Genomic DNA, 23,864 nt, shown 5'->3' on the forward strand with positions numbered 1-23,864 from the left:
TAGCTTTTTAACGAGGTATAAATTCCAGCATGGCATTCTGAGGTTTTAAAGTAATTAGGGGTTTAATTTCTATTGGGGTGTCCTTAGCTATTATTTTATATCGTTTTACAATTTCTGTAACAGCCAATATCATTTCATACATCGCAAAATTATTCCCTATACACATACGAGGCCCTGCTCCAAAAGGAAAATAAGCCTTGTGTTTCATTCCTGCATTGTTTGCAAAACGATCTGGGTTAAATGCTTCTGGGTCTTCCCAGAAATCTTTATGTTTATGAATTTCTATAATTGAAAATAGCAAATTGGATTCCTTTTCAATCGTAATCTCATCAAAAGAATCTTCTTTATAGTTTACGCGATCTACAAAATATGCTGGTGGATATAACCTCATTGATTCTTCAATGACCTGTTTTGTGTATTCACAATGTTTGATATAGGCTAGTAGTGATGCTGTATTTGCTTTCGCGAAAGCGGAATCCTCTTTACTTCCTACGCACTCAGTATATACCTTTTCCTGTACATCTTGATGTCTTGCTAATAATTGTAATGTAAATGTAAGCGCGTTTGATGTAGTCTCATGACCAGCTACAAAAAGAATTAATATTTCATCTAGCAATTGTGATTCTTCTATACCAGTGCCGTCTTCATAACGAGCATCTAGCAACATATCTAGCAAATCACCTTGTCGTTCACCACTCTCCCTTCGTTGATCCACCAAGGCTTTAAGAATTCCTCTTGCTTCTACAGTAAGATTAATATGTTTTTTAACAGGTCCTCCATATTTAAAGTATAATGCTTTAAAAGGCTGTCTTAACTCCTTTACAAGCATTTGTTGTGTTTCTTCGGTGATGTATTGGAGCCGTTCTATAACAGCAGTATCTATCTCAGATTTAAAAAGTGCTTTTGCAACCGTTTGAAAGGCGAGATCGTTTAAAATAGGAAATATATCTATTGAAGTGTTTGGAATTATACGATTTGTTTCTTTTTGAATAGCTTCTACAACCGTATCTAAAAGTTGTTCTAATTGTTTTTTATGAAATGCAGGCTGAATGAGACGTCGTTGTTTCTTCCAAAGTTCTCCTTCTGATGTGAGTAAGCCTTTCCCAACATATTTAGAAAGGTCTTTTGTTTGAATTTTAGATTTGGTGTAGTTACGTTGATTTTTTTGCAATGTATACATTGCAAATTCAGGATTTCTAGAAAATATAACAGATTTTCCTGCTCCTAATTTCAACCGGAATGTATCTCCTTTTTCCTCAAAGTTTTTATGATGAAAGGGCAATGGGTTCTTAACAATCTTATTTGCATTTTTTAAAAATGCAAAAAATGGAACTGTGGGGATTATTTTTTCTTTCATCTAATAAGACCTTTTAACTTTAGAACAACCCGCCTTGCACAGGTCCTTTAGTTCTTCCTAAATGACGATATGCTTCTTCTGTCACTTCTCTTCCTCTTGGCGTACGCATAATAAAGCCTTGTTGTATTAAAAAAGGTTCATATACTTCTTCTATGGTTTCTGCACTTTCAGATACGGCTGTTGCAAGTGTTGTAATACCAACAGGTCCTCCTTTGAATTTATCAATAATCGTAGCGAGTATCTTATTATCCATTTCGTCTAATCCGTGTGCATCTACATTCAGTGCTTTTAAACTAAATCTAGCAATACCAATATCTATAGTTCCGTCACCTTTTATTTGTGCAAAATCGCGAACACGGCGTAATAATGAGTTTGCAATACGAGGGGTCCCTCTACTTCTTCCTGCTATTTCTATGGCTGCTTCCATGGAGATAGGCACTCCTAAAATATGAGCACTTCTCTGTACAATAGAAGTGAGTAATTCTGTACTGTAATATTGTAATCGAGAAGAGATTCCAAAACGAGCTCTCATCGGTGCAGTTAGCAATCCTGATCGAGTGGTTGCGCCTACTAATGTAAACGGACTTAAATCAATTTGCACCGTACGCGCATTTGGTCCTGTTTCGATCATGATATCGATACGATAATCTTCCATAGCTGAATATAAGTACTCTTCTACAATAGGACTTAAACGATGGATCTCATCTATAAATAATACATCTCTTTCTTCTAGATTGGTTAGTAAGCCTGCAAGATCACCTGGTTTATCTAGCACAGGACCTGATGTAATTTTTATGTTTACATCTAATTCATTTGCTAGAATATTTGCCAAGGTTGTTTTCCCAAGTCCTGGAGGTCCATGAAAGAGGGTATGATCTAATGCTTCACCACGTAAGTTTGCTGCTTGCACAAAGACTTGAAGGTTTTCCAACACTTGATCTTGTCCTGTAAAATCTTCAAAAGACAAGGGACGTAAAGCACGTTCTACATCCATCTCTTCATGCGTATACTTATTGCTTGTTGGATCTAAGTTTTCATTCATAGTCTGTTTACATAATACGTGTTACACAAATATAAGGATTGTCTTAGTACGCTTTCGCGAAAGCGTACCCAAAAAAAACCTCGTTATTTTAATGATAACGAGGTTTTTAAAGTTTTAGAGAATGCTATTATTATTCTTTAAAATCTCCTGCATGCACTACTGTCCACTGATCAAAGGATTTTAAATACTTTTTAATCGCAGCATTTACATCTTGAACTGTTAATGATTTTACATTTGCCTCAATTTTTTTATGAAAATCCATATCGCGATCGTAATACAGATTATTATTAATAACAGAAGCTAGTTCATTATCTTTTGCTCTAGATACATTTTGTGCTTGTACCCATCCGTTTACCGCATTTTCAAGCTCTTCTTGTGTAATTCCATCTTTTATAAAGCGATCAATTTCTTCGCTAAAGCCTTGTTTTATTTTAGCAAGATTTGAAGGATTATAAATAGCATATACGAAGAAGGAAGAATCTCCATCTATTTTATCGCTATCTACATTTACGCTTGCACCTGCTCCATAACTCACCCCATCTTGTTGACGTAATCGATTTGCTATACGGGAATTTAAAAATCCTCCCCCTAAAATAGTTCCTGCGATATTAAGTGCTGCATAGTCTTCATCATACTGACTCACTTTTATTCCAAGTGTACCATATGTAGTTGCATTTTTCTTATCTGGTGTTATGATCTCTTCAGAAACAGCTTTTGTAGGGCTATATGGGCTTTTAATCTCTTCATATTTACCCCCTTTCATGTCTTTAAAACCAGTTTCAAAATACTTTACTACCGCTGACTTATCCATAGTTCCTATACCCACAAGTGTAGCATACCCTAAACCGTAGTATTTCTTATGAAAGTTCTTCATATCCGAAACCGTAACTGCTTTAATTGCTTCTTCTTGTTCTGCTATACTCATAGCATAGTTAGGGTGTCCTTTAGGGAAATGGTTATTTATTTGCCCTAAGCGAAAAGAAGCTAAGAATCCAGGTTCTGTTTTATTCTGTTCGATCCCTGCAAGACGTTCTGTTTTTAGTTTATCAAGTTCTGCCTGATCAAATGTCGGGTTTTTAAGCATATCTTCCATAAGCGCTAAACTTGCCATCAAATCTTTTTTGGTTGATGTTACATATGCATATACATTCCCTCCACGTGCACTAAAAAAGACAGAGCTTTTAAGCTTACTTAATTCGTCTTGAATTTGTTGCCTAGTCTTTGAGGCAGTTCCTTTATTCAACATAGATGCCGTGAAGCTAGGGATCATTCCCATATTCATAAAGTCATCTACTTTTCCATTTCGTATTGCAAAATTTACAGTAACGACATCTCCTCTATTTTCTTTGTCTATCAAACCGTAGTTAATGTGATCTAATAGTTTTCCTCGCTCAAGGCGTTTTTCTATATTATCAAAGCTTACATCAAATGCCTCTCCTGTACCCATATCTTCACGGCCTTTGTAATCACTTACTAGATCGCTAAGCCCTTCTGTGTGTTCTAATGTTACTCGCTTAGGTTCTTTGGTAGGAATAAAACGACCCACTGTTCGGTTTGTAGGAATGAAATACTTTTGAGCTATGGCGTTAATCTTATCAACTGTCATAGCTTCAATACGATCTCGTTGTATAAAACTTAGCCTCCAATCTCCTGCTCCTATAAATTCACTCATATAGGTACCTAAGAATCCGGAATTACGACTAATCTGATCAATATTTTTAAGTGTATTTGCTTTAGCACGATCTAATTCTTCTTGTGTAATAGGTTTAAAATTATCAAAGGTGTTTCTTACTATTTCTTGAACTTCATCAGCGTTTTTATCTGATGGTATATTTACTTGTAAATACATAAACCCTGGCTCCTTTGTAAATGGAGAAAAAGCAAACATATCTGACGCTTTTTGTTTATCTACAAGACTTTTATACAATCTCCCAGAAGGAGCATTTGTCATAATATCTTCTATAAGTGATATTCCAGCATAATCTTCATGTGATCCTGCCGGCGTGTGATACAAAGCTGCTACTATTTGAGATTCTCCTGTTCTACTTACATTTACAAAGCGCTCTCCGTCTTGTGCAGGTTCTTCTGTGTAACTATCACGAACTGGTATAGCAGGTCGTTTTATCGCACCAAACTTCTTTCCTATTAAGTCTAATGTTTCCTTTTCATCAAACTTACCCGTAACCATAAGCACTGCATTATCTGGACGGTAGAACTTCTTATAAAAAGCTTGCAAATTTTCAATAGGAACACGTTCTATATCACTACGATTACCTATCGTACTTTTTCCATAATTGTGCCACATAAAAGCTGCATCGGCTAGTTTTTGAATCATTACTCTAGTAGGGTTATTCTCTCCGCTTTCAAATTCATTTCGAACAACTGTAAACTCACTTTCTAAGTCTTCTTTTGAAATAAAGCTGTTCACCATACGGTCTGCTTCTAAATCTAATGCCCAATCTAAATTTTCTGTAGTTGCATTAAAAGTTTCAAAATAATTTGTCCTATCATAGTATGTAGTTCCATTCGGTCTAGCTCCATGTGAAGATAGTTCCTTTGGAATATCTTTATGATTAGGCGTTCCTTTAAACACCATATGTTCTAAAAGGTGTGCCATTCCTTTTTCCCCATATCCTTCATGTCTTGACCCTACGAGATACGTTATATTAACCGTAATAGTTTGAGATGAATTATCTGGAAACAAAAGTACTTTAAGACCATTTTCCATGGAGTATTCTGTAATACCTTCTACAGTTGCTCCTTTTTTAAACTGCGCATTTAGTGAGCTTGTAAATACGCAAACTAAAGCCAAACAGATTATTGATTTAATATATTTCATAATGATGGATGTATTTAATGCTAAAAAGTTACATAAAGAATAAATACTCTAAAACATTACAACACTTAATAATCTGTTAAATTCTCAATATTAAACGAATAACGGATATAAAAAAAGCCTATTCTAATTAGAATAGGCTTTTAATTTATTTGTAAAATCACTTCTTAGTGATGCATTTCTTCTTCATTATCCTGTAATGGAATATGTTGTGGGACGAAATCTTGACCTGGAATTACATAATCAGATTCATCCTTATTTAACTTACTATAATCATATGCCCATCTATGTACTTCTGGAATAGGTCCATCCCAGTTTCCGTGAATATGCTTTACTTCAGCAGTCCATTCTAACGTATTAGATTTCCAAGGGTTTTTAGGTCCTTTCTTTCCATAAAACATAGAATGTATGAAGTTATATAAGAATACTAATTGAGCTGCTCCTGTTATGAAAGCAAATATCGTAATTGCAATATTTACATCAGATAAGTCATCAAAGTATGGGAATGCTGTATTTGTATAGTAACGTCTTGGTAAACCAGCCATTCCAATAAAATGCATTGGAAAGAAAATACCATATGCCCCAATTACTGTTACCCAGAAATGAACATACCCTAAATTCTTGTTCATCATTTTCCCTTCAAACATTTTAGGGAACCAATGATATACTCCTGCAAATAGACCATATAATGCTGAGATACCCATTACTAAGTGGAAGTGAGCTACTACAAAATATGTATCGTGTACATTAATATCTAACGTACTATCACCAAGGATGATTCCAGTTAATCCACCAGATATAAATGTAGATACTAATCCAATTGAGAAGAGCATCGCTGGATTAAACTGTAAGTTACCCTTCCACAATGTAGTTATATAGTTAAATGCTTTAACCGCAGAAGGTATTGCAATTAATAATGTTGTAAATGTAAATACCGATCCTAAGAATGGGTTCATTCCCGAAATAAACATATGGTGACCCCAAACAATTGTAGATAAAAATGCAATTGCAAGAATAGAAGCGACCATGGCCCTATATCCAAAAATTGGTTTTCGGGAGTTTGTGGCTATAATCTCTGATGTTATACCTAATGCTGGTAATAATACAATATATACTTCTGGATGACCTAAGAACCAAAATAAGTGCTCAAATAATACTGGAGAACCTCCAGAATTATGTAATACTTCTCCTCCAATATAAATATCAGAAAGAAAGAAAGAGGTACCAAAACTCCTATCCATAATAAGCATCAATGCTGCAGATAATAATACTGGGAATGATACCACCCCAATAATTGCAGTTACAAAAAATGCCCATATTGTAAGCGGAAGACGTGTCATAGTCATTCCTTTTGTACGAAGGTTTAATACTGTTACAATATAATTAAGTGATCCTAAAAGTGATGATGCAATAAATATTGCCATAGATACTAACCATAATGTCATACCCATACCAGATGCAGAAATACTATTAGGTAGTGCACTTAAAGGAGGGTAAATTGTCCATCCTGCTGCTGCTGGCCCAGACTCTACAAATAGAGACAATACCATAATCACAGAAGAAAGGAAAAATAACCAATAAGACACCATGTTTAAGAAACCTGACGCCATATCCCTAGCCCCAATTTGTAACGGAATTAATAAGTTACTAAACGTTCCACTAAGACCCGCTGTTAATACAAAGAATACCATAATAGTACCATGTATTGTAATAAGAGCTAGATATACATTAGGATCCATTACCCCATCTTTACCCCAATCACCTAAAAATATTTCATAAACTGTAAATTGATGATCTGGCCAAGCTAGTTGTAAACGAAAAAGCAATGACATTGCAATACCAATAATACCCATGATTAAACCAGTAATCAAATACTGCTTTGAAATCATTTTATGATCTGTACTAAAGATATACTTCGTTACAAATGTTTCTTTATGATGATGCCCGTGATCGTCGTGTGCGTGATCTAATCCTGCTGCGTGTGCTGACATAATCTTATATTTTCTTTAACTTTAGTTAATTTTTTATTTTATTTCCCTGCTATTTTTTTCCCAAATGTTTCTTGTTTAGCCATCCAAGCATCATACTCCTCTTGGGTTTCAACAACAATCTTCATTTGCATATTGTAGTGAGATGCACCACAAATCTTATTACATAGCAAATAATAATCAAATTCATCATACTCATCTATTTCACCATTACCTGCTGCAATAGACTTTTTGTTTTTTTCTTTTCTTATCTCTTTTATAACCTGCATTTTATCTTTCATATACTGCGTCTCACGAATTTCAGCAGTTGTTTTTGAAGGTGTAAAAGAAAATTGTGTAATCATACCTGGCACAACATTCATTTGTGCTCGGAAGTGAGGCATATATGCTGAATGTAACACATCTTGAGATCTTAATTTAAAGATCACTTGACGCCCTACTGGCAAGTGTAATTCTGAAGTAATCACATCATCCATTGCATCTTGATCGCTTAAGTCTACCCCTACTGTATTTGCACCTTCTATAAAACGCACATTTGCATTTCCAAGAATATTATCATCTCCAGCATATCGAGCTTCCCATGCAAAACGTTTTGCATACAACTCAACAACAATAGCATCTTCTTCTTCTTCAAAATTCATGATGTCAGACCAAGTAAATAGCCCATAGATGATAAGACCTGCTAAAACGATTACTGGAATAATAGTCCATATAAACTCGAGCTTATCATTATCTGCATAAAATAATGCACGATTTCCTTTCTTACCTTGATACTTGTATGCAAAGTAATGAAGTAGAGCTTGTGTTATCACTTGCACAACCATAATGAGAGCAAGAGATATAAACATTAATGTATCATAACTAGAACCATGTTCTGAAGATGCTTCGGGTAAGTAAAACTTACTATAGTTCCAGAAACAATATATAGTTATAAAATACATGAAGATAAGGAACATAATCATCAACTTACCGTTAACACGGTTGTCCTTATCATTTGCTATTTGTCCGTTTTCACTATTCCCTTTAAGTTGTGATAACTTAAAGATCTTTGACATTTGCCAAATTGTAACTACAAATAGAATTACTACGATGAGTGCTAATAAACCTGTCATTGCTTTCTAACTTCTTTTATCTATATACTAATAGTGAAAATGTTTACTTTCTTCAATAAGCGGATTACGCTTAGGTTCTAATGGACGTTTTGTAAGTGATCTAAATACTACAAAAATGAATAATCCGAGGAAGAATAATAATGATCCTATTTCAACAAAACCAAACGACCAAGACTTTCCTACAGTTGCTGGCATAACCATATTAAAGATATCTACATAATGTCCTAATAGAATCACTATACCTGCCATTACTACAAACCAATTAACTCTTTTGAAATCGCTATTCATTAGTAACAACAATGGGAAGATAAAGTTCATACCTAACATTGCAAAGAATGGCAACTTATAATCGTCTATTCTTGTAATAAAGTAGGTTACTTCTTCTGGAATATTTGAATACCAGATCAACATAAATTGAGAGAACCAAAGGTATGTCCAAAAAATACTAAAGGCGAACATAAACTTAGCTAAATCATGAATATGACTATCATTTACTTTTTCTAAATATCCTTTTGATTTCAGATAAATTGTAACCAATGCAATTGTTGTAATTGCGCATACCATCATTCCTGCAAATACATACCATCCAAATAGCGTACTAAACCAATGTGGATCTAAAGACATAATCCAGTCCCAAGACATCATAGATTCTGTATAAATAAAGAATACTAAAAACCCTGCTGCAGCCTTAAATGATTTTTTATGCCATTTATTATCAGAAGCCTCTTCTTGATTTTTACTAAATTTCAAAGCAAAATATCTATAGATATTCCAACCTAAAAGATATAATACCGAAAAGATTATAAATCTATATGGATTTAACCAACCGGATTTCCCTGCAATAATTTTATCATAATGCGCATTACCTTCTTCTACTAATGAAGGATCTGCCCAATGAAACATATGGTTAAATTGAAATACTCCTAATATTAGTAACACAAGCATAATCACACTTCCCACTGGCAAATAACCAGTGATACCTTCCATTACTTTAAGAAGTAATGGTGACCAACCAGCCTGAGCTACATATTGAATTGCATAGAATGCAAGACAAGCAAGAGCTATCATAAAGAAGAAAAATGCAGCAATATAAATAGCAGACCAAGGCTTATTTTGGTATTGTGCTAATACATGTTTATTATGTTCTTCTTGAGTCATTTCGTGTCCTCCTTCGCTATGAGAAGATTCTTCTCCATGATGTGCATTAGCTTCTGCATGACCACTATCATGAGTAACTGCTTCTGATGCATGACCACCTCCGTGACCATCACCATGTGCTGCTTCCATAGCTATCACATCTTCTGTAGTTTTAGGTAAATTAACATAATCTACTGCAAACAATACGAAACCAACAGCCATAAATATAAATGCTGTAAGTCTTAAGTTTTTAGATAATGTATACATATCTTTTTGTTATCGCTTTTTCAGTTAGTGTGTTTAATGCTCTGTACCGTGATCTCCTTCGGTAGTAGGGTGTTCTTCAGTCTCGTGTCCTCCTTCGTCTGCATGAGTATTTTCTACATGAATTTCTTCAACAGCTTCTACTACATCATATGCACGAGGTTCTTTCTTATCTAATTTATCTTTTAGAGACATTACATAATGATCTACCATCCACATTTCTTCTTCTGTCATTTGAGAAGCATAAGATCCCATAGAATTAATACCATAATACATAACATGGTAAACACTTCCTTCAGTTATTGCTCTACCTGCATCATTATATGCTGGCACACCTAATATTTTTTCACGCTCTACTAGCTTTCCTTTACCATCACCTTTTTTACCATGGCAAATACCACAATATATATCATAAAGCTCTTTTCCTTTAGCTTCAGTTTCTTCGGTAAAAGGAAGTTTGTTTTTAAGATTTGCCTTTGCAAACTCTTTCCCTTCATTTGTATTTTCTATCTCATAAGGCATCCACCCACGTGCTATTGATCCCTCTGCAGGTATCATGGCTGATGACCCTCCAGTTACAGCTTCAAACACTTCATAATCACCATAGGTTTCATATCCTGCTGATTCATACATATTAGGCATGTATTGATAGTTAGGCTTATTATCTTCTTTACAAGAACCTAAACTTACAATGGCAATAAGTACGATCGCTATTTTGAATATATTCTTCATTGCGTATCCTTATTCTTCGTTTGCTACTAAATTAATTTCTGTTGCACCAGTACCTACTAAAAAGTCTGCAAGTTCTTGTGCATTGTGTCCTGAAGCATCTATTTCCATTAAGAAATGATCATCTGTTGTGCGTACATCAGGATTTTCTGCTTTTTTAAATGGCCAAAGTCTACTACGCATATAAAAGGTAATAACCATTAAGTGTGCTGCAAAAAACACTGTAAGTTCAAACATAATTGGAACAAATGCAGGCATATTTTCTATATAACTAAAGCTTGGTTTACCTCCAATATTTTGAGGCCAATCTTCAATCATAATAAAATTCATCATGGTAATAGCAACTGTAAGTCCAACACAACCATACATAAATGCAGTAATGGCTAATCTTGTTGGGGCTAATCCCATTGCTTTATCAAGTCCATGCACAGGAAACGGTGTGTACACCTCATTGATATGCAAGTGTTTTTTCTTTGCTTCCTTAACGGCGTTCATTAAAACGTCGTCATCTGTATAAAGTGCGTGTATAACGTGTGATCCCGTACTCATACTAGTTGTTATTAAGTTTTGCTGCCTGTCCTGCCCAATCATCGCGCTCTGCTCTTCCTGGGAATGAACCTGTAATACTATCTAAAAGGTCGTACTCTCTTTGTGTCATTTTTGCCACTTGAGCAAATGTAAAGATACCAAGCTCATTAAGCTTCTCTTCCATTTTTGGACCAATACCATTTATTTTTTTAAGATCATCTGCTTGTTGCGTATTTGCATCAAATACCCCAAGTGAACCTACAAGATCTTCTACACTTCCTGAAGGAACTTCTACTAATGGCTGTCCATCATCAAGTTTTTGAGTATCTGCTGTTACGGTATGATCTCCAAGATTTATTTTCACTGGACCTCCAGAAGTACGAGAATCTGCTCCTGTACCTAATAATGACTGTCCTGACTCTCTTAATTTCTTATAACGCTCCCCAGATGATTTCATAATTGTCTTCACCTCTGCTTGTGCAATCACTGGAAATGTACGTGCATATAATAAGAAGAGTACAAAGAAGAAACCTATTGTTCCAATAAATATTCCTATATCTACAAAAGTAGGAGAGAACATTGTCCAAGAAGAAGGAAGGTAATCACGATGTAATGAAGTAACAATAATTACAAAACGCTCAAACCACATCCCTATATTTACTACAATTGATATCACAAAAGAGAACATGATACTTCTTCTTAACTTAGGGAACCACATAAATTGCGGAGAGAATACATTACATGTCATCATTGCCCAATAAGACCAAGCATAAGGTCCTGTTGCACGATTTAAGAATGCATACTGCTCATATTCTACTCCAGAATACCAAGACATAAATAACTCAGTAATATAAGCCACTCCAACAATAGAACCAGTAATCATAATGACTATGTTCATCAACTCAATATGTTGTAACGTAATATAATTTTCTAAGTTTGATACTTTACGCATTACAATAAGTAATGTGTTTACCATTGCAAAACCTGAGAATACCGCTCCTGCAACAAAGTAAGGAGGAAAAATAGTAGTATGCCATCCAGGAATCACTGAAGTTGCGAAGTCAAACGATACAATTGTATGTACAGAAAGTACAAGTGGTGTTGCAAGACCTGCAAGTACCAATGACACCTCTTCAAAACGTTGCCAATCTTTTGCACGACCTGACCATCCAAAAGATAATAAACTATAAATCTTCTTTTGGAAAGGCTTCACTGCACGATCACGAATCATTGCAAAATCAGGAAGTAATCCTGTCCACCAGAATACTAAAGAAACCGATAAATATGTTGATATCGCAAATACATCCCAAAGAAGTGGTGAGTTAAAGTTTACCCATAAAGAACCAAATTGATTTGGAATAGGTAATACCCAGTATGCTAACCAAGGACGCCCCATGTGAATGATCGGGAATAATCCTGCTTGAACTACAGAGAAAATGGTCATTGCCTCTGCAGAACGGTTAATCGCCATACGCCATTTTTGACGGAATAGTAAAAGTACAGCAGAAATCAGTGTCCCTGCGTGACCGATACCTACCCACCATACAAAGTTGGTAATATCCCAAGCCCATCCTACAGTTTTATTAAGACCCCAACTACCAATACCATTAGATATGGTATAAATAATACAGCCTATTCCCCACAGAAATGCAGCTAAAGCAATAGTAAATACTATCCACCAAGACTTATTTGCACGTCCTTCTACAGGAGCTACAACATCTAAAGTTACATCGTGATATGTTTTATCGCCGGTAACTAGTGGTCTTCTTATAGGTGCTTCGTAATGCGCCATAATCCTATATAATTAGTTCTTTTGATTAGTTATTTTTATGCTTCTTTTGTATTTCTCACTTTCGTCTGGTAGAATACATTTGGTTTTGTTCCTACACTTTCCAGTAAGTGATACATTCTGTCGTCTTGTGACTGGTGATATACATCACTATCCTTATCATTTACATCTCCAAACGTTAATGCTCCGCTTGTACATGCATTTGAACATGCTGTTGCAAATTCTCCATCCTTAATTACACGTCCATCACGCTTGGCATCCAAAATTGTTTTTTGTGTCATTTGCATACACATAGAACATTTTTCCATAACCCCACGAGAACGTACTGTTACATCTGGATTAATCACCATACGTCCAAGGTCATTATTCATATGGTAATCAAACTCATCATTACCATTATATAAGAACCAGTTGAAACGACGCACTTTATATGGACAGTTGTTTGCACAATAACGTGTACCTACACAACGGTTATATGCCATATGGTTTTGACCTTGACGACCGTGTGATGTTGCAGCTACTGGACACACAGTCTCACAAGGAGCATGATTACAGTGCTGACACATTACTGGCTGGAAAGCCACTTGTGGATTTGCAGCTGGATCTTCCATTTCTCCAAATCCTCCTAGAGATCCATTATCACCTCCAAGACCGCTAAAGCCATCTTTCTTTTCATTATCTTCTTTAAAAGTATCTTGAGAAGAATAATATCTATCTATACGTAACCAGTGCATATCACGGCTACGACGTACTTCTGATTTTCCAACTACAGGAACATTGTTTTCTGCGTGACATGCAATCACACAAGCCCCACATCCTGTACACGCATTTAAATCAATTCCAAGGTTAAAATGATGACCAACAGAACGATCAAACTCATCCCAAAGATCTACTTCAGGTGAAGTCACTGCATACTCTTGGTGATCTTTAGAAACTTCAGGAATTGGATTCCAATCTTTTTTAGTAAAATCTTTAGAACTAAAAATTTCAAGCCTAGTTTCCCTTACAATATCACCACGCCCCATTAAGGTATTGTGTAATTGTATTACTGCAAACTCATGAACACCATTTGCTTTAGAAATAGAAACATTTCCTTGCGTCATACTACCATTGAGCATTAATGCATATGCATTTACACCCGTTTGCATTTCTTCTTGAATAGACGTTGTTCTTCCATACCCAACAGCAAGACCTATCGATCCGTTTGCTTGACCTGGCTGCACCATTACTGGCACATTTTCAAGAGTCACTCCATTTATAGTCACATTTGCAAGATGACCATTAAGACCTCCATTAGCATCGTGACGGGCTTCTGTAAAGAACGTACTACGATCAAACCATAAACCAAGTTTTTTAGCATCAGCTTCAGACATGGTTAAGTAGTTATCCCAAGTAGCTCTTGTAATAGGATCTGGCATCTCTTGTAACCAAGGGTTATTTGCCTGGCTACCATCTCCCATTGATGTTTTAGTATATAAGGTTAATTCAAAACCTCCACCATCTTGGAAGCTTGTTGAAGCACCTGCATCTTCAGTTATTGAAACATCTGTATTTGTTGTAACCGCTTTCGCGAAAGCGTTAGTCATCACAACCCCATCGTGTACCGCTTTATTAAAAGAGATACCCGCATCAGTCATTGTGTTTTTTATGTATGTATAATACGACTGATCGTATCCCATCCATTTCAACAAACTATCTTGAAATTGTCTTGTATCAAATAAAGGGCGTATCGTAGGTTGCGTAATGCTTACCTCCCCTTGCTTTATTTGAACATCACCCCACGCCTCAAGGTAATGAGGTACTGGTGCAATATGTGTTGCTTTTGAAGCTGATTCATCTGCACGCATAGAACACGCTACAGAAACCGCTACTTTAGCAAGACCTGCGTCAAACTCAGCAGCATTAGGAAGTGTATAAGAAGGATTTACACCCGCCATTACTAACATTCCTATCTTACCAGCATTCATATCTTTAACAAGCTGATTCACTTTACGCACATCACCAGAACGTGTCATTCTTGGTGCAGTAACGTCAATCACCTCACTACTTTCATTTATTCTTAAAGCCTCTGCTTGTGAAGCCATATCTTGCAAACCAGTCACAACAATACCTTTACTACCTGCTGCTCTTAATTCACTTAATGCTTCACTCACTTTTGCCTTCGCATGCTCTGGAACACCAGACATAGACCCTCCAGCTAATGCTTTTAAAATCGCCTTCTGTTCAGATGGCTTTACTGGCACACGCACATCTGCATTAGCACCAGAAAGAGACATATTTGCTTCAAACTGGAAGTGCTTAGACATCTTCCCATCTGTAGGGATACGTCCTTTTGCATATCCAGCATCATAGCCTCCACCATTCCAATCCCCCAAGAAATCTGCTCCTACAGAAACAATTACTGTTGCTTTTGAGAAGTCATAATCCGCAAGGGCACGCACTCCATACTTTGCTTCGAAAGCATCTAATGCAAATTGCTCCCCTACTGCATCGTAAGCAATATGAGAAACATTAGGATATTTTTCTTTAAACTCAGCAATAAGTTTATCAGTAGAAGGGCTTGCAAATGTTTGTGTTAATAACACCACTTGCTTCCCACTACTTAACTGCGCCATTACACCTGCATCAATATCTCCCCAAGAAACAGCTTCACCTGAAGCAGTAGGTCCTTGTGCACGATTTTGATCATACATAGATAGCACAGAAGCATGCACACGAGCATTTGCTCCATATCCAGCTTTTGCTAGTTTATTATTTTCAATCTTTATAGGCCTTCCTTCACGAGTTTTCACAAGCACACTTGCAAAATCAAATCCATCTGCAATCGTAGATGCATAATAATCTGCAACTCCAGGAACGATTTGTTCTGGTTGCACTACATAAGGAATGGATTTCTTAACAGGACCTTCACAAGCCGCAAGTGATGCTGCTGCTGTAGTGAAACCTACGTACTTTAAGAAGTCACGACGTGTTGTCTGAGAAGCCTCTAAGGTATCTTTATCACCTAAAAACTCATCTGTCGGAATTTCTTCTACAAACTCATTCTGTCTTAGTGTTTCAACTAACGGGTTTCCGTTAAGCTCATCGACACTTTTCCAGTATTTCTTGTTTGATGACATATAATTGATTTTATACTATTTGCACTTCGCTATGCTCAGTGACCTTATATTATACTTATTTAAAGTGGTGTCTTAATTAATAATGACATTTACCACACTCAAGACCTCCCATTTGAGCTGCCGTAAGTTTATCAACCCCGTACTTTTTAGAAAGTTGCTCATGTATTTTTTCGTAATACGCGTTTCCTTCTACTTTTACGTTTGTTTCACGGTGACAATTAATACACCAGCCCATTGTAAGTGGTGCAAATTGCTCCATAATCTCCATTTCCTCTACAGGACCGTGACATTTCTGACACTCTACACCTGCCACACTTACGTGTTGTGAGTGATTAAAGTATGCGAAATCAGGAAGATTATGAATACGCACCCACTCTACAGGTTTTGTCTCTCCCGTATATGATTGTGAAGCCTCATCCCAACCTACAGCTGCATATAACTTCTGAATCTCTTTATTATAATCTACTCCATATTCACTCTTACCTTCAGCTTGCGTATCAGCTGCCACTTCACCTATAGACTTATGACAGTTCATACATACATTTAATGAAGGGATACCAGAATGCTTACTTACTCTTGCAGAAGAGTGACAATATTTACAATCTATCGCATTATCTCCAGCGTGAATTCTATGTGAGTAATGAATTGGTTGTACAGGAGCGTATCCTTGGTCAACACCTACTTGAGACATCCACCCATATGCAAAATAAGCACTTCCTAAAAGAAGGAAAATCACAGACACCAATACTAAGAATTGATTCTCAACAAACGATTCCCAAAGTGGTTTACGAACCCCTTCTTTCTCTACCTCGATACCTTGTGCTTCTGCAAATTTCTTAAGTGTATTTTTTACAATAAATAACACTCCTACAAGAAGCAATAGCATTAATCCTAAAATAGAAAGAATAATTTCATTTGAGACACCGCCTCCACCTTTAGTAGAACTTGATTCATCATCAACAATAACTGGCGGTTCTGGCACAGGAGTATTTGTATACGCAAGTATATTACTAATATCTGCATCGGTAAGAGCAGGGAAAGCATTCATTACTTTCTGTCCATTCTCTTCATACACTTTTACAGCCCTAGCATCTCCTGCATTGATAAGTCCTTGCGAGTTTCTGATCCATTTTCCTAACCATTCGTAATCTTCTTCATATTTTTCGACTACTCCAAAAAGCGCAGGTCCCGTCATAGGCTTATATAGCTTATGACAAGCAGCACAATTGGTTTTAAATAATGCTTTCCCAGCATCTGCATCACCAGTAGTGGCATCTATCTGAGCAAAAAGGGAAGAAGAAAAAGCGAGCAAAAATGCTGCGCATAGTGTGATAATTCTCGAAAATGAGTTACGGCGATTCACCTGTATCATAATTGGTATTGAATTAGCTTCAAAAATTTGGCACGATTATTACAATATAACTGCTGTTAATAAACTGTTAACCGAGCACTTCAAATCGTATGCAAAAATAATACTTAGAACTCATTTTTGAAGAATGCAAAAGCGCTAGTTTTTAATTTATAATAATTCTAAATAACAAATTATTCTATTTTTCGTTTATTCATTTACCTTTGCCATGCAAATTATATTTTTAATATGAGAATACACCCTAACATTAAAGCACTTACATTCACTATTTTTCTTTCTTTTTACGCTTTCGCGAAAGCGCAAACAGCACAAGTAAACATTACACAAGATGCCAAAATCCCTCAATTACTTGAATTAAAGAATGAATTAAGTAACGATAACGAACTTGGAGATCACTATAAAATTCAAATTTATTCTGGAAATGCCACACAAGCAGGAACTATCTTAAAACGTTTTAAAAATAAGGTAGGCACTTGGAAATCAGATATAGAATATGAAACCCCAAATTACAAAGTGTGGGTAGGCAGTTTTAGAAACAGACTTGAAGCAGACAGAGCTCTTATACAAATCAAAAAAGAGTTTCCTAACGCTTTAATTTTTAAGCCTGACCCTAAGAGATAAAAAAAGACAAAAACACATAGAGATTACCATCTCATCATTAAAAAAGCCTTTCTAGAATTCTAGAAAGGCTTTTTCATTTATTATAGTTATGCTGTTATGATCTTACTTAAGCTTCTTCTTAACGGCCACTTCTTGGAAAGCTTCGATTACATCATCGATCTTGATATCATTATAGTTTTTAATTTGCATACCACAATCATATCCTTTACTCACCTCTTTTACATCATCTTTAAAACGCTTAAGGGTTGATAACTCACCTGTATAAACAACTACAGCATCACGTATAATACGTATACTAGAGTTTCTAAAGATTTTACCATTAGTTACCATACAACCTGCGATCGTCCCAACTTTAGAGATTTTGAAAGTTTCACGTATCTCTGCAGTTCCTGTGATTTCTTCACGCATTTCTGGAGACAACATTCCCTCCATTGCATCTTTAAGATCATTAATCGCATCGTATATAATTGAGTACATACGGATATCGATTTCCTCCTTGTCTGCCACTTGCCTAGCATTACCTGCTGGTCTTACGTTAAATCCAATAATAATCGCATCAGACGCTGAAGCTAGCAACACATCACTTTCTGTAATAGCCCCTACTCCTTTATGAATGATATTTACCGCAATCTCTTCGGTAGATAGTTTTTGGAAACTATCTGTAAGTGCCTCTACAGAACCATCCACATCTCCCTTAAGGATAATATTAAGCTCTTTAAAGTCTCCTAATGCAATACGTCTTCCAATCTCATCAAGTGTAATATGACGTTGCGTACGAACACTTTGCTCACGTTGTAGCTGTGTACGTTTAGAAGCGATATCTTTCGCTTCACGCTCATCATCCATTACATTAAATTTATCTCCCGCTTGTGGCGCACCATCAAGACCAAGTACAGACACTGGAGTTGACGGTCCAGCCTCTTTAATTTTCTTACCACGTTCATCGTGCATTGCTTTTACCTTACCAGAACATGTTCCAGCCAATAGGTAATCTCCAACACGAAGTGTTCCTCCTTGTACAAGAACAGTAGATACATATCCACGTCCTTTATCCAAGAATGCCTCCACTACTGTACCAACAGCATTTTTCTGAGGGTTTGCTTTCAACTCTAATAATTCTGCTTCAAGCAATACTTTTTCTAAAAGTTCATTAACCCCTAATCCAGTTTTAGCAGAGATATCATGAGATTGAATTTTACCTCCCCAATCTTCTACTAATAAGTTCATAGCCGCCAATCCTTCTTTAATTTTTTCAGGATTTGCTGTAGGCAAGTCTACTTTATTTATAGCAAACACGATAGGCACTCCCGCTGCTTGCGCATGGGCTATTGCCTCCTTTGTTTGCGGCATGATATCATCATCTGCAGCGACAACAATAACTGCTATATCTGTTACTTGAGCACCACGTGCACGCATCGCCGTAAAGGCTTCGTGACCCGGTGTATCTAAGAAAGCCATTTTTTGACCGCTTTCTAATGTCACTCCATACGCACCAATATGCTGCGTAATTCCTCCACTCTCACCTGCTATTACGTTTTCACTACGCACATAATCAAGGAAAGATGTTTTACCATGATCTACGTGACCCATAACAGTTACAATAGGCGCTCTTTCTAATAAATCTTCAGGAGCATCCTCTACTTCAACAATAGCCTCTTCCAGATCTGCAGTAACAAACTCTACTGTATATCCAAACTCATCTGCAACAATAGTAAGTGTCTCTGCATCCAAACGCTGATTCATCGTTACCATCATTCCCAAAGACATACATGCCGAAATAATACCTGTCACAGGCACATCCATCATGATCGCAACTTCACTTACCGTAACAAATTCTGTTACTTTAAGGATTTTACTTTCTATTTCCTGAGCAGCAAGTTCTCCTTCTGTTTTTTGACGGTGTTGATCTCTCTTATCTCTACGATATTTTGCACCTTTTCCTTTATTAGATTTCCCTTGAAGTTTCTCAAGAGTTTCTCTAATTTGCTTTTGCACTTCTTCTTCAGTAGGCTCTACTTTAGCTACTGCTGGTTTACGCTTATTATTTCCGCGACCACGGTTTCCACCATTTCTAGAACCTCCTCCAGAGTTGGAATTATTACCACCTCCTGGTTTTGTAATTCGCTTACGACGTTTTTTCTTAGCATCGTCAGCACTTTCTTTTTTCTTCTTTTCAGGTTTCTTGAATTGAGTAAGATCAATTTTTTGCCCTGTAAAGTTAGGTCCGTCTAATTTTTTATAGTCTGTCTTAATTACTTCATCCCCTAATCTAACTGGAGTATCGGCAGCTGCTTCAGTTTTGGGAGTTTGTTTTTTAGACACCTCTTTTTTAGGCGTTTCTTTTTTAACAGGAGCAACCTCCTTTTTCACAGGAGGCGCAGTTTCTTTTTTAGCAACAGGCTTCTCCACCTCTTTCTCCTTTACAGGTTTTTCAACCGGAGGAGTAACAACAGGCTTAGGAACCTCCACCTTTAGCTTAGCTTCGACAACTTCTTCCTTCTTAGGAGCTTCTTTTTGCTCCTGAACTTCAGTTTTCTTTGCCCCACCAAGGTCAATCTTACCTACTTGTTTTGGACCACTAAGGTTCACTTTTGCTTTTACCACTTCAGGCTTTTTAGCCTCTTGTTTTGCTTCGATTTCTTCTTCTCGAGCAATACGCAATGCCTCCTTCTCCTTGAGCTTTTCTACAGCGACTTCCTTAGAAGCTACTTTTTTACTAGCGTCTGTCTGAAACTCATCCGAAAGTACATTATAAATCTCTTGAGAGATTTTTGTAGTCGGACGCGCCTCTATCTCGATACCTTTAGAGTCTAAATACTCTACGGCACGATCCAGAGAAATGTTGAGTTCCCTTAACACCTTATTTAATCGCATTGTTGCTGCTGCCATAAACTGCTTTAATTTATTCTTTCCCTACTCTTGTTTATTATTCAAGTAGGACTTGTTATTCTTCAAATTCTTCTTTGAGAATACGCATTACGTCAAGAACTGTTTCTTCTTCTAAGTCTGTACGTCTTACTAAATCATCTACATCTTGCTCTAAGATACTTCTTGCAGTATCAAATCCAATTTTTGCAAATGCTTCAATAATCCATCCTTCGATCTCATCAGAGAATTCAGTAAGCTCTACATCTTCCTCTACGCCTTCACGATATACATCTATCTCATATCCAGTTAATTGACCTGCAAGACGAATATTATGTCCTCCACGACCAATTGCTTTACTAACTTCTTCCGGCTTCAAATATACTTGAGCCGTTTTATTTTCATCATCTAGTTTTAAACTAGTGATACGTGCCGGACTTAACGCACGGCTTATATATAGATTAAGATTATTTGTATAATTAATCACATCTATATTCTCATTTCCTAATTCACGTACAATCCCATGGATACGAGATCCTTTCATTCCTACACATGCCCCAACTGGATCGATACGATCATCATACGAATCTACAGCTACTTTGGCTTTTTCACCTGGGATACGTACTACTTTCTTTATTGTAATTAAACCATCAAATACTTCTGGTATCTCTGATTCAAATAATTTTTCCAAAAATACAGGAGCTGTACGAGACATAATAATTGAAGGCTTATTTCCTTTCAACTCTACACTTTCAATAACTCCTCTTACATTTTCTCCTTTTCTAAAGAAATCAGATGGAATCTGACGATCTTTAGGAAGGATAATTTCATTTCCTTCATCATCCAGCAAAATAATAGCCCTATGTCTTATATGATGCACCTCTGCTGTATACAACTCTCCTTCAAGCTCTTTAAACTGCTTGTAGATATTTGTGTTATCATGCTCATGAATCTTACTTATCAAGTTTTGACGTAACGCCAAAATAGAACGACGTCCTAAATCAATAAGCTTCACCTCTTCTGACACATCCTCACCAACCTCGAAATCCTCTTCAATTTTACGTGCATTTGTAAGGGATATTTCTGCATTATCATCTTCTACTTCACCATCAGCTACCACTATACGGTTACGCCAAATTTCAAGATCTCCTTTATCAGGATTTATAATAATATCAAAATTATCGTCACTTCCAAAACGTCTTTTCAATGTACTTCTAAAGACATCCTCTAAGATAGCCATTAGAGTTACACGATCTATTAATTTATCGTCCTTAAATTCCGAAAAAGAATCGATTAACGCTAAATTCTCCATATCAACATATTGTTAAAATTTAATCATCACTTTTGCTTCTACTATATTTTCATAAGGAATTACTTCTGTTTTTTGAACAGTCACTTTTCCTTTACCAACCGGTTTAGGCTCTCTCGCTTTCCAAGTTAATGTTACATTTTCATCTGTAACTTCTTCCAGCGTTCCTTCTAATTTTACACCTGCATTGGTTTTTATTTCCAGAGAACGACCTAAGTTCTTTTTATACTGTCGCTGTTGCTGAAGAGGGGTTGTTGCTCCAACAGACATTACTTCTAAAGAAAAATCTTCTTCTTCTCTATCTAAATTGTGCTCTACTTTTCTACTTACAGCGATACAATCCTGAACAGTAACTCCCTGATCACCATCTATTGTGACCTTAATTTCGTTGTTACCTTGTATGTCTAAACTTATCAAAAAAAGTGATGGATTTTCATCCATTGCTTCTTGAAGAAGTTGGGTTACTTTTTCTCTCAACATCTTTGCCTATAAAAAGAGGGGACCGCTGTCCCCTCTATACTCGTTTCTTTCAATGGTGCAAATGTAATACAAATTATCCATTTATAAAAGTCTATTAAACTGCTTATTATTTTGTAAATTGAAGACGGTTACTATTTTGAACATAGTTATTCACAAAAACCCCATACATATGATTAAAAAAATACTTGTCCCCACAGATTTTTCAGAACAAGCAGAAAATGCCTTACGTGTTGCTGCAGATCTCGCTAGAAAGTATGGAAGTGAAATCAATTTACTACACATGCTTGAACTCCCTATGCAACTTGTAGATGGTGCTACTGGAGGTGCTAAAAGCGATCTTCCAGAAGCTATATTCTTTATGAAATTAGCACATCAAAAATTTGAAAATATGATGAGTGCTCCTTTCCTAGATGGTATTACCGTACATGAAACTGCCGAATTTGATGGTGCCTTTGAAGGTATTATGGAATACACAGAAAAATACGAAGCAGACCTAATTGTTATGGGATCACACGGCGCTACAGGACTTCAAGAATTACTCATTGGATCTAACACAGAAAAAGTAGTTCGTAATTCAAAAGTACCCGTACTCGTCATCAAAAGACGCCATGAAAACTTTGCTATTGAGAAATTTATTTATGCAACCAATTTTAAAGAAGAGAACCACACTTCTTTCAAACAAGCCTTTTCTTTTGCAAAAGACAATGATGTAAAATTACACATGCTTTATATAAATACCCCAAACAACTTTCACACAACGCATGAAATAGAAGCAAAAATGAAAGTTTTTATGGAGAAAGAACCAGCATGTACCGATTACACCTTAAACATTTACAATGATGACTCTGTAGAAAAAGGCATTCTTCACTTTGCAGAAACTATAGGATCTGGATTGGTTGGTATCGGAACTCATGGAAGAAGTGGTCTTGCTCATTTTTTAAACGGCTCTCTTAGTGAAGGTCTCGTAAATCATGCGCAACGACCCGTTATTACGTTTAAGATATAGTTTCAACAAATATCTTAAGTATTTACGGCACGTTACTCAGCACTACTTATCATACTTTTAACAGTACGTTTTCTTGGTACGCTTTCGCGAAAGCGTATACAATGACACATGCTAAATACATATAAAAGCCGATGCAAAAATCATAAAGCTGTTAATTAGTTATATTGACGCCCTAGAGTTTCCTTGGATCATTCCTAAAAGTTGTGTGTGAATTAAAATAGAAGTTGGATTTTTGTAAAAAAAAATGGAACTGTCCTTAGACTTATTAAAGTTAATTCTACCTGAGCTATTAATTACTCATTTTACAATTGTC

General features: G+C 36.2%; 16 protein-coding genes. 2 read left to right on the forward strand and 14 right to left on the reverse strand.

What is annotated here, in order from left to right; genetic code table 11:
• Positions 1 to 7: 7 nt before the first annotated feature.
• The 11 genes from Q1A01_RS14850 to Q1A01_RS14900 all read right to left on the reverse strand — a co-directional run bounded on the left by Q1A01_RS14850 (position 8) and on the right by Q1A01_RS14900 (position 17,273).
• Complete coding sequence (locus Q1A01_RS14850; RefSeq protein ID WP_299682472.1) at positions 8 to 1,357, reverse strand: cytochrome P450; 1,350 nt, start codon at positions 1,355 to 1,357, stop codon at positions 8 to 10.
• Positions 1,358 to 1,376: 19 nt separating this feature from the next.
• On the reverse strand, positions 1,377 to 2,399 hold the full coding sequence (gene ruvB / locus Q1A01_RS14855; RefSeq protein ID WP_299682475.1) for a Holliday junction branch migration DNA helicase RuvB: 1,023 nt from the start codon (positions 2,397 to 2,399) through the stop codon (positions 1,377 to 1,379).
• 130 nt (positions 2,400 to 2,529) lie between these two features.
• Positions 2,530 to 5,238 (reverse strand): pitrilysin family protein, encoded by a 2,709-nt coding sequence (locus Q1A01_RS14860; RefSeq protein ID WP_299682478.1) that lies wholly within the window; start codon positions 5,236 to 5,238, stop codon positions 2,530 to 2,532.
• A gap of 164 nt (positions 5,239 to 5,402) precedes the next feature.
• Positions 5,403 to 7,226 carry a cbb3-type cytochrome c oxidase subunit I gene (locus Q1A01_RS14865; RefSeq protein WP_299682480.1) on the reverse strand — a complete coding sequence of 608 codons (1,824 nt, stop codon included), beginning with the start codon at positions 7,224 to 7,226 and terminating at the stop codon, positions 5,403 to 5,405.
• Positions 7,227 to 7,264: 38 nt separating this feature from the next.
• Positions 7,265 to 8,335, reverse strand: a complete 1,071-nt coding sequence (locus Q1A01_RS14870; protein WP_299682483.1) for a cytochrome c oxidase subunit II — start codon at positions 8,333 to 8,335, stop codon at positions 7,265 to 7,267.
• 27 nt (positions 8,336 to 8,362) lie between these two features.
• Positions 8,363 to 9,739, reverse strand: a complete 1,377-nt coding sequence (locus Q1A01_RS14875) for a quinol:cytochrome C oxidoreductase (RefSeq protein WP_299682485.1) — start codon at positions 9,737 to 9,739, stop codon at positions 8,363 to 8,365.
• A gap of 33 nt (positions 9,740 to 9,772) precedes the next feature.
• The gene (locus Q1A01_RS14880) at positions 9,773 to 10,468 is read right to left on the reverse strand and encodes a cytochrome c (RefSeq protein WP_299682487.1); all 696 of its coding nucleotides are present in this window, start codon (positions 10,466 to 10,468) and stop codon (positions 9,773 to 9,775) included.
• Between the two features lie 9 nt (positions 10,469 to 10,477).
• On the reverse strand, positions 10,478 to 11,014 hold the full coding sequence (locus Q1A01_RS14885) for a DUF3341 domain-containing protein (RefSeq protein ID WP_299682490.1): 537 nt from the start codon (positions 11,012 to 11,014) through the stop codon (positions 10,478 to 10,480).
• Position 11,015: 1 nt separating this feature from the next.
• A complete protein-coding gene (nrfD, locus tag Q1A01_RS14890; RefSeq protein ID WP_299682528.1) occupies positions 11,016 to 12,788 on the reverse strand; it encodes an NrfD/PsrC family molybdoenzyme membrane anchor subunit in 1,773 nt (590 codons plus the stop codon).
• A 32-nt stretch (positions 12,789 to 12,820) separates the two neighbouring features.
• A complete protein-coding gene (locus Q1A01_RS14895) occupies positions 12,821 to 15,901 on the reverse strand; it encodes a TAT-variant-translocated molybdopterin oxidoreductase (RefSeq protein WP_299682492.1) in 3,081 nt (1,026 codons plus the stop codon).
• Between the two features lie 76 nt (positions 15,902 to 15,977).
• On the reverse strand, positions 15,978 to 17,273 hold the full coding sequence (locus Q1A01_RS14900; RefSeq protein ID WP_299682495.1) for a c-type cytochrome: 1,296 nt from the start codon (positions 17,271 to 17,273) through the stop codon (positions 15,978 to 15,980).
• 225 nt (positions 17,274 to 17,498) lie between these two features.
• On the opposite strand from Q1A01_RS14900, the gene Q1A01_RS14905 reads away from it, so the two are divergent.
• The gene (locus tag Q1A01_RS14905; RefSeq protein WP_299682498.1) at positions 17,499 to 17,891 is read left to right on the forward strand and encodes an SPOR domain-containing protein; all 393 of its coding nucleotides are present in this window, start codon (positions 17,499 to 17,501) and stop codon (positions 17,889 to 17,891) included.
• 102 nt (positions 17,892 to 17,993) lie between these two features.
• Here Q1A01_RS14905 and infB read toward each other — a convergent pair whose 3' ends face one another.
• From infB to rimP, 3 genes are read right to left on the reverse strand one after another with little or no spacing between them, the layout of a single operon-like run.
• Positions 17,994 to 20,780 carry a translation initiation factor IF-2 gene (infB, locus tag Q1A01_RS14910; protein WP_299682501.1) on the reverse strand — a complete coding sequence of 929 codons (2,787 nt, stop codon included), beginning with the start codon at positions 20,778 to 20,780 and terminating at the stop codon, positions 17,994 to 17,996.
• Positions 20,781 to 20,835: 55 nt separating this feature from the next.
• Positions 20,836 to 22,068, reverse strand: coding sequence for a transcription termination factor NusA (gene nusA / locus Q1A01_RS14915; protein WP_299682504.1), 1,233 nt, complete (start codon positions 22,066 to 22,068; stop codon positions 20,836 to 20,838).
• Positions 22,069 to 22,080: 12 nt separating this feature from the next.
• Complete coding sequence (gene rimP, locus Q1A01_RS14920) at positions 22,081 to 22,545, reverse strand: ribosome assembly cofactor RimP (protein WP_299682507.1); 465 nt, start codon at positions 22,543 to 22,545, stop codon at positions 22,081 to 22,083.
• A gap of 169 nt (positions 22,546 to 22,714) precedes the next feature.
• On the opposite strand from rimP, the gene Q1A01_RS14925 reads away from it, so the two are divergent.
• Positions 22,715 to 23,551, forward strand: a complete 837-nt coding sequence (locus tag Q1A01_RS14925; protein WP_366520107.1) for a universal stress protein — start codon at positions 22,715 to 22,717, stop codon at positions 23,549 to 23,551.
• Positions 23,552 to 23,864 lie beyond the last annotated feature (313 nt).

Origin of the sequence: uncultured Dokdonia sp., from assembly GCF_947492815.1 — a bacterium.
GTDB lineage: Bacteria > Bacteroidota > Bacteroidia > Flavobacteriales > Flavobacteriaceae > Dokdonia.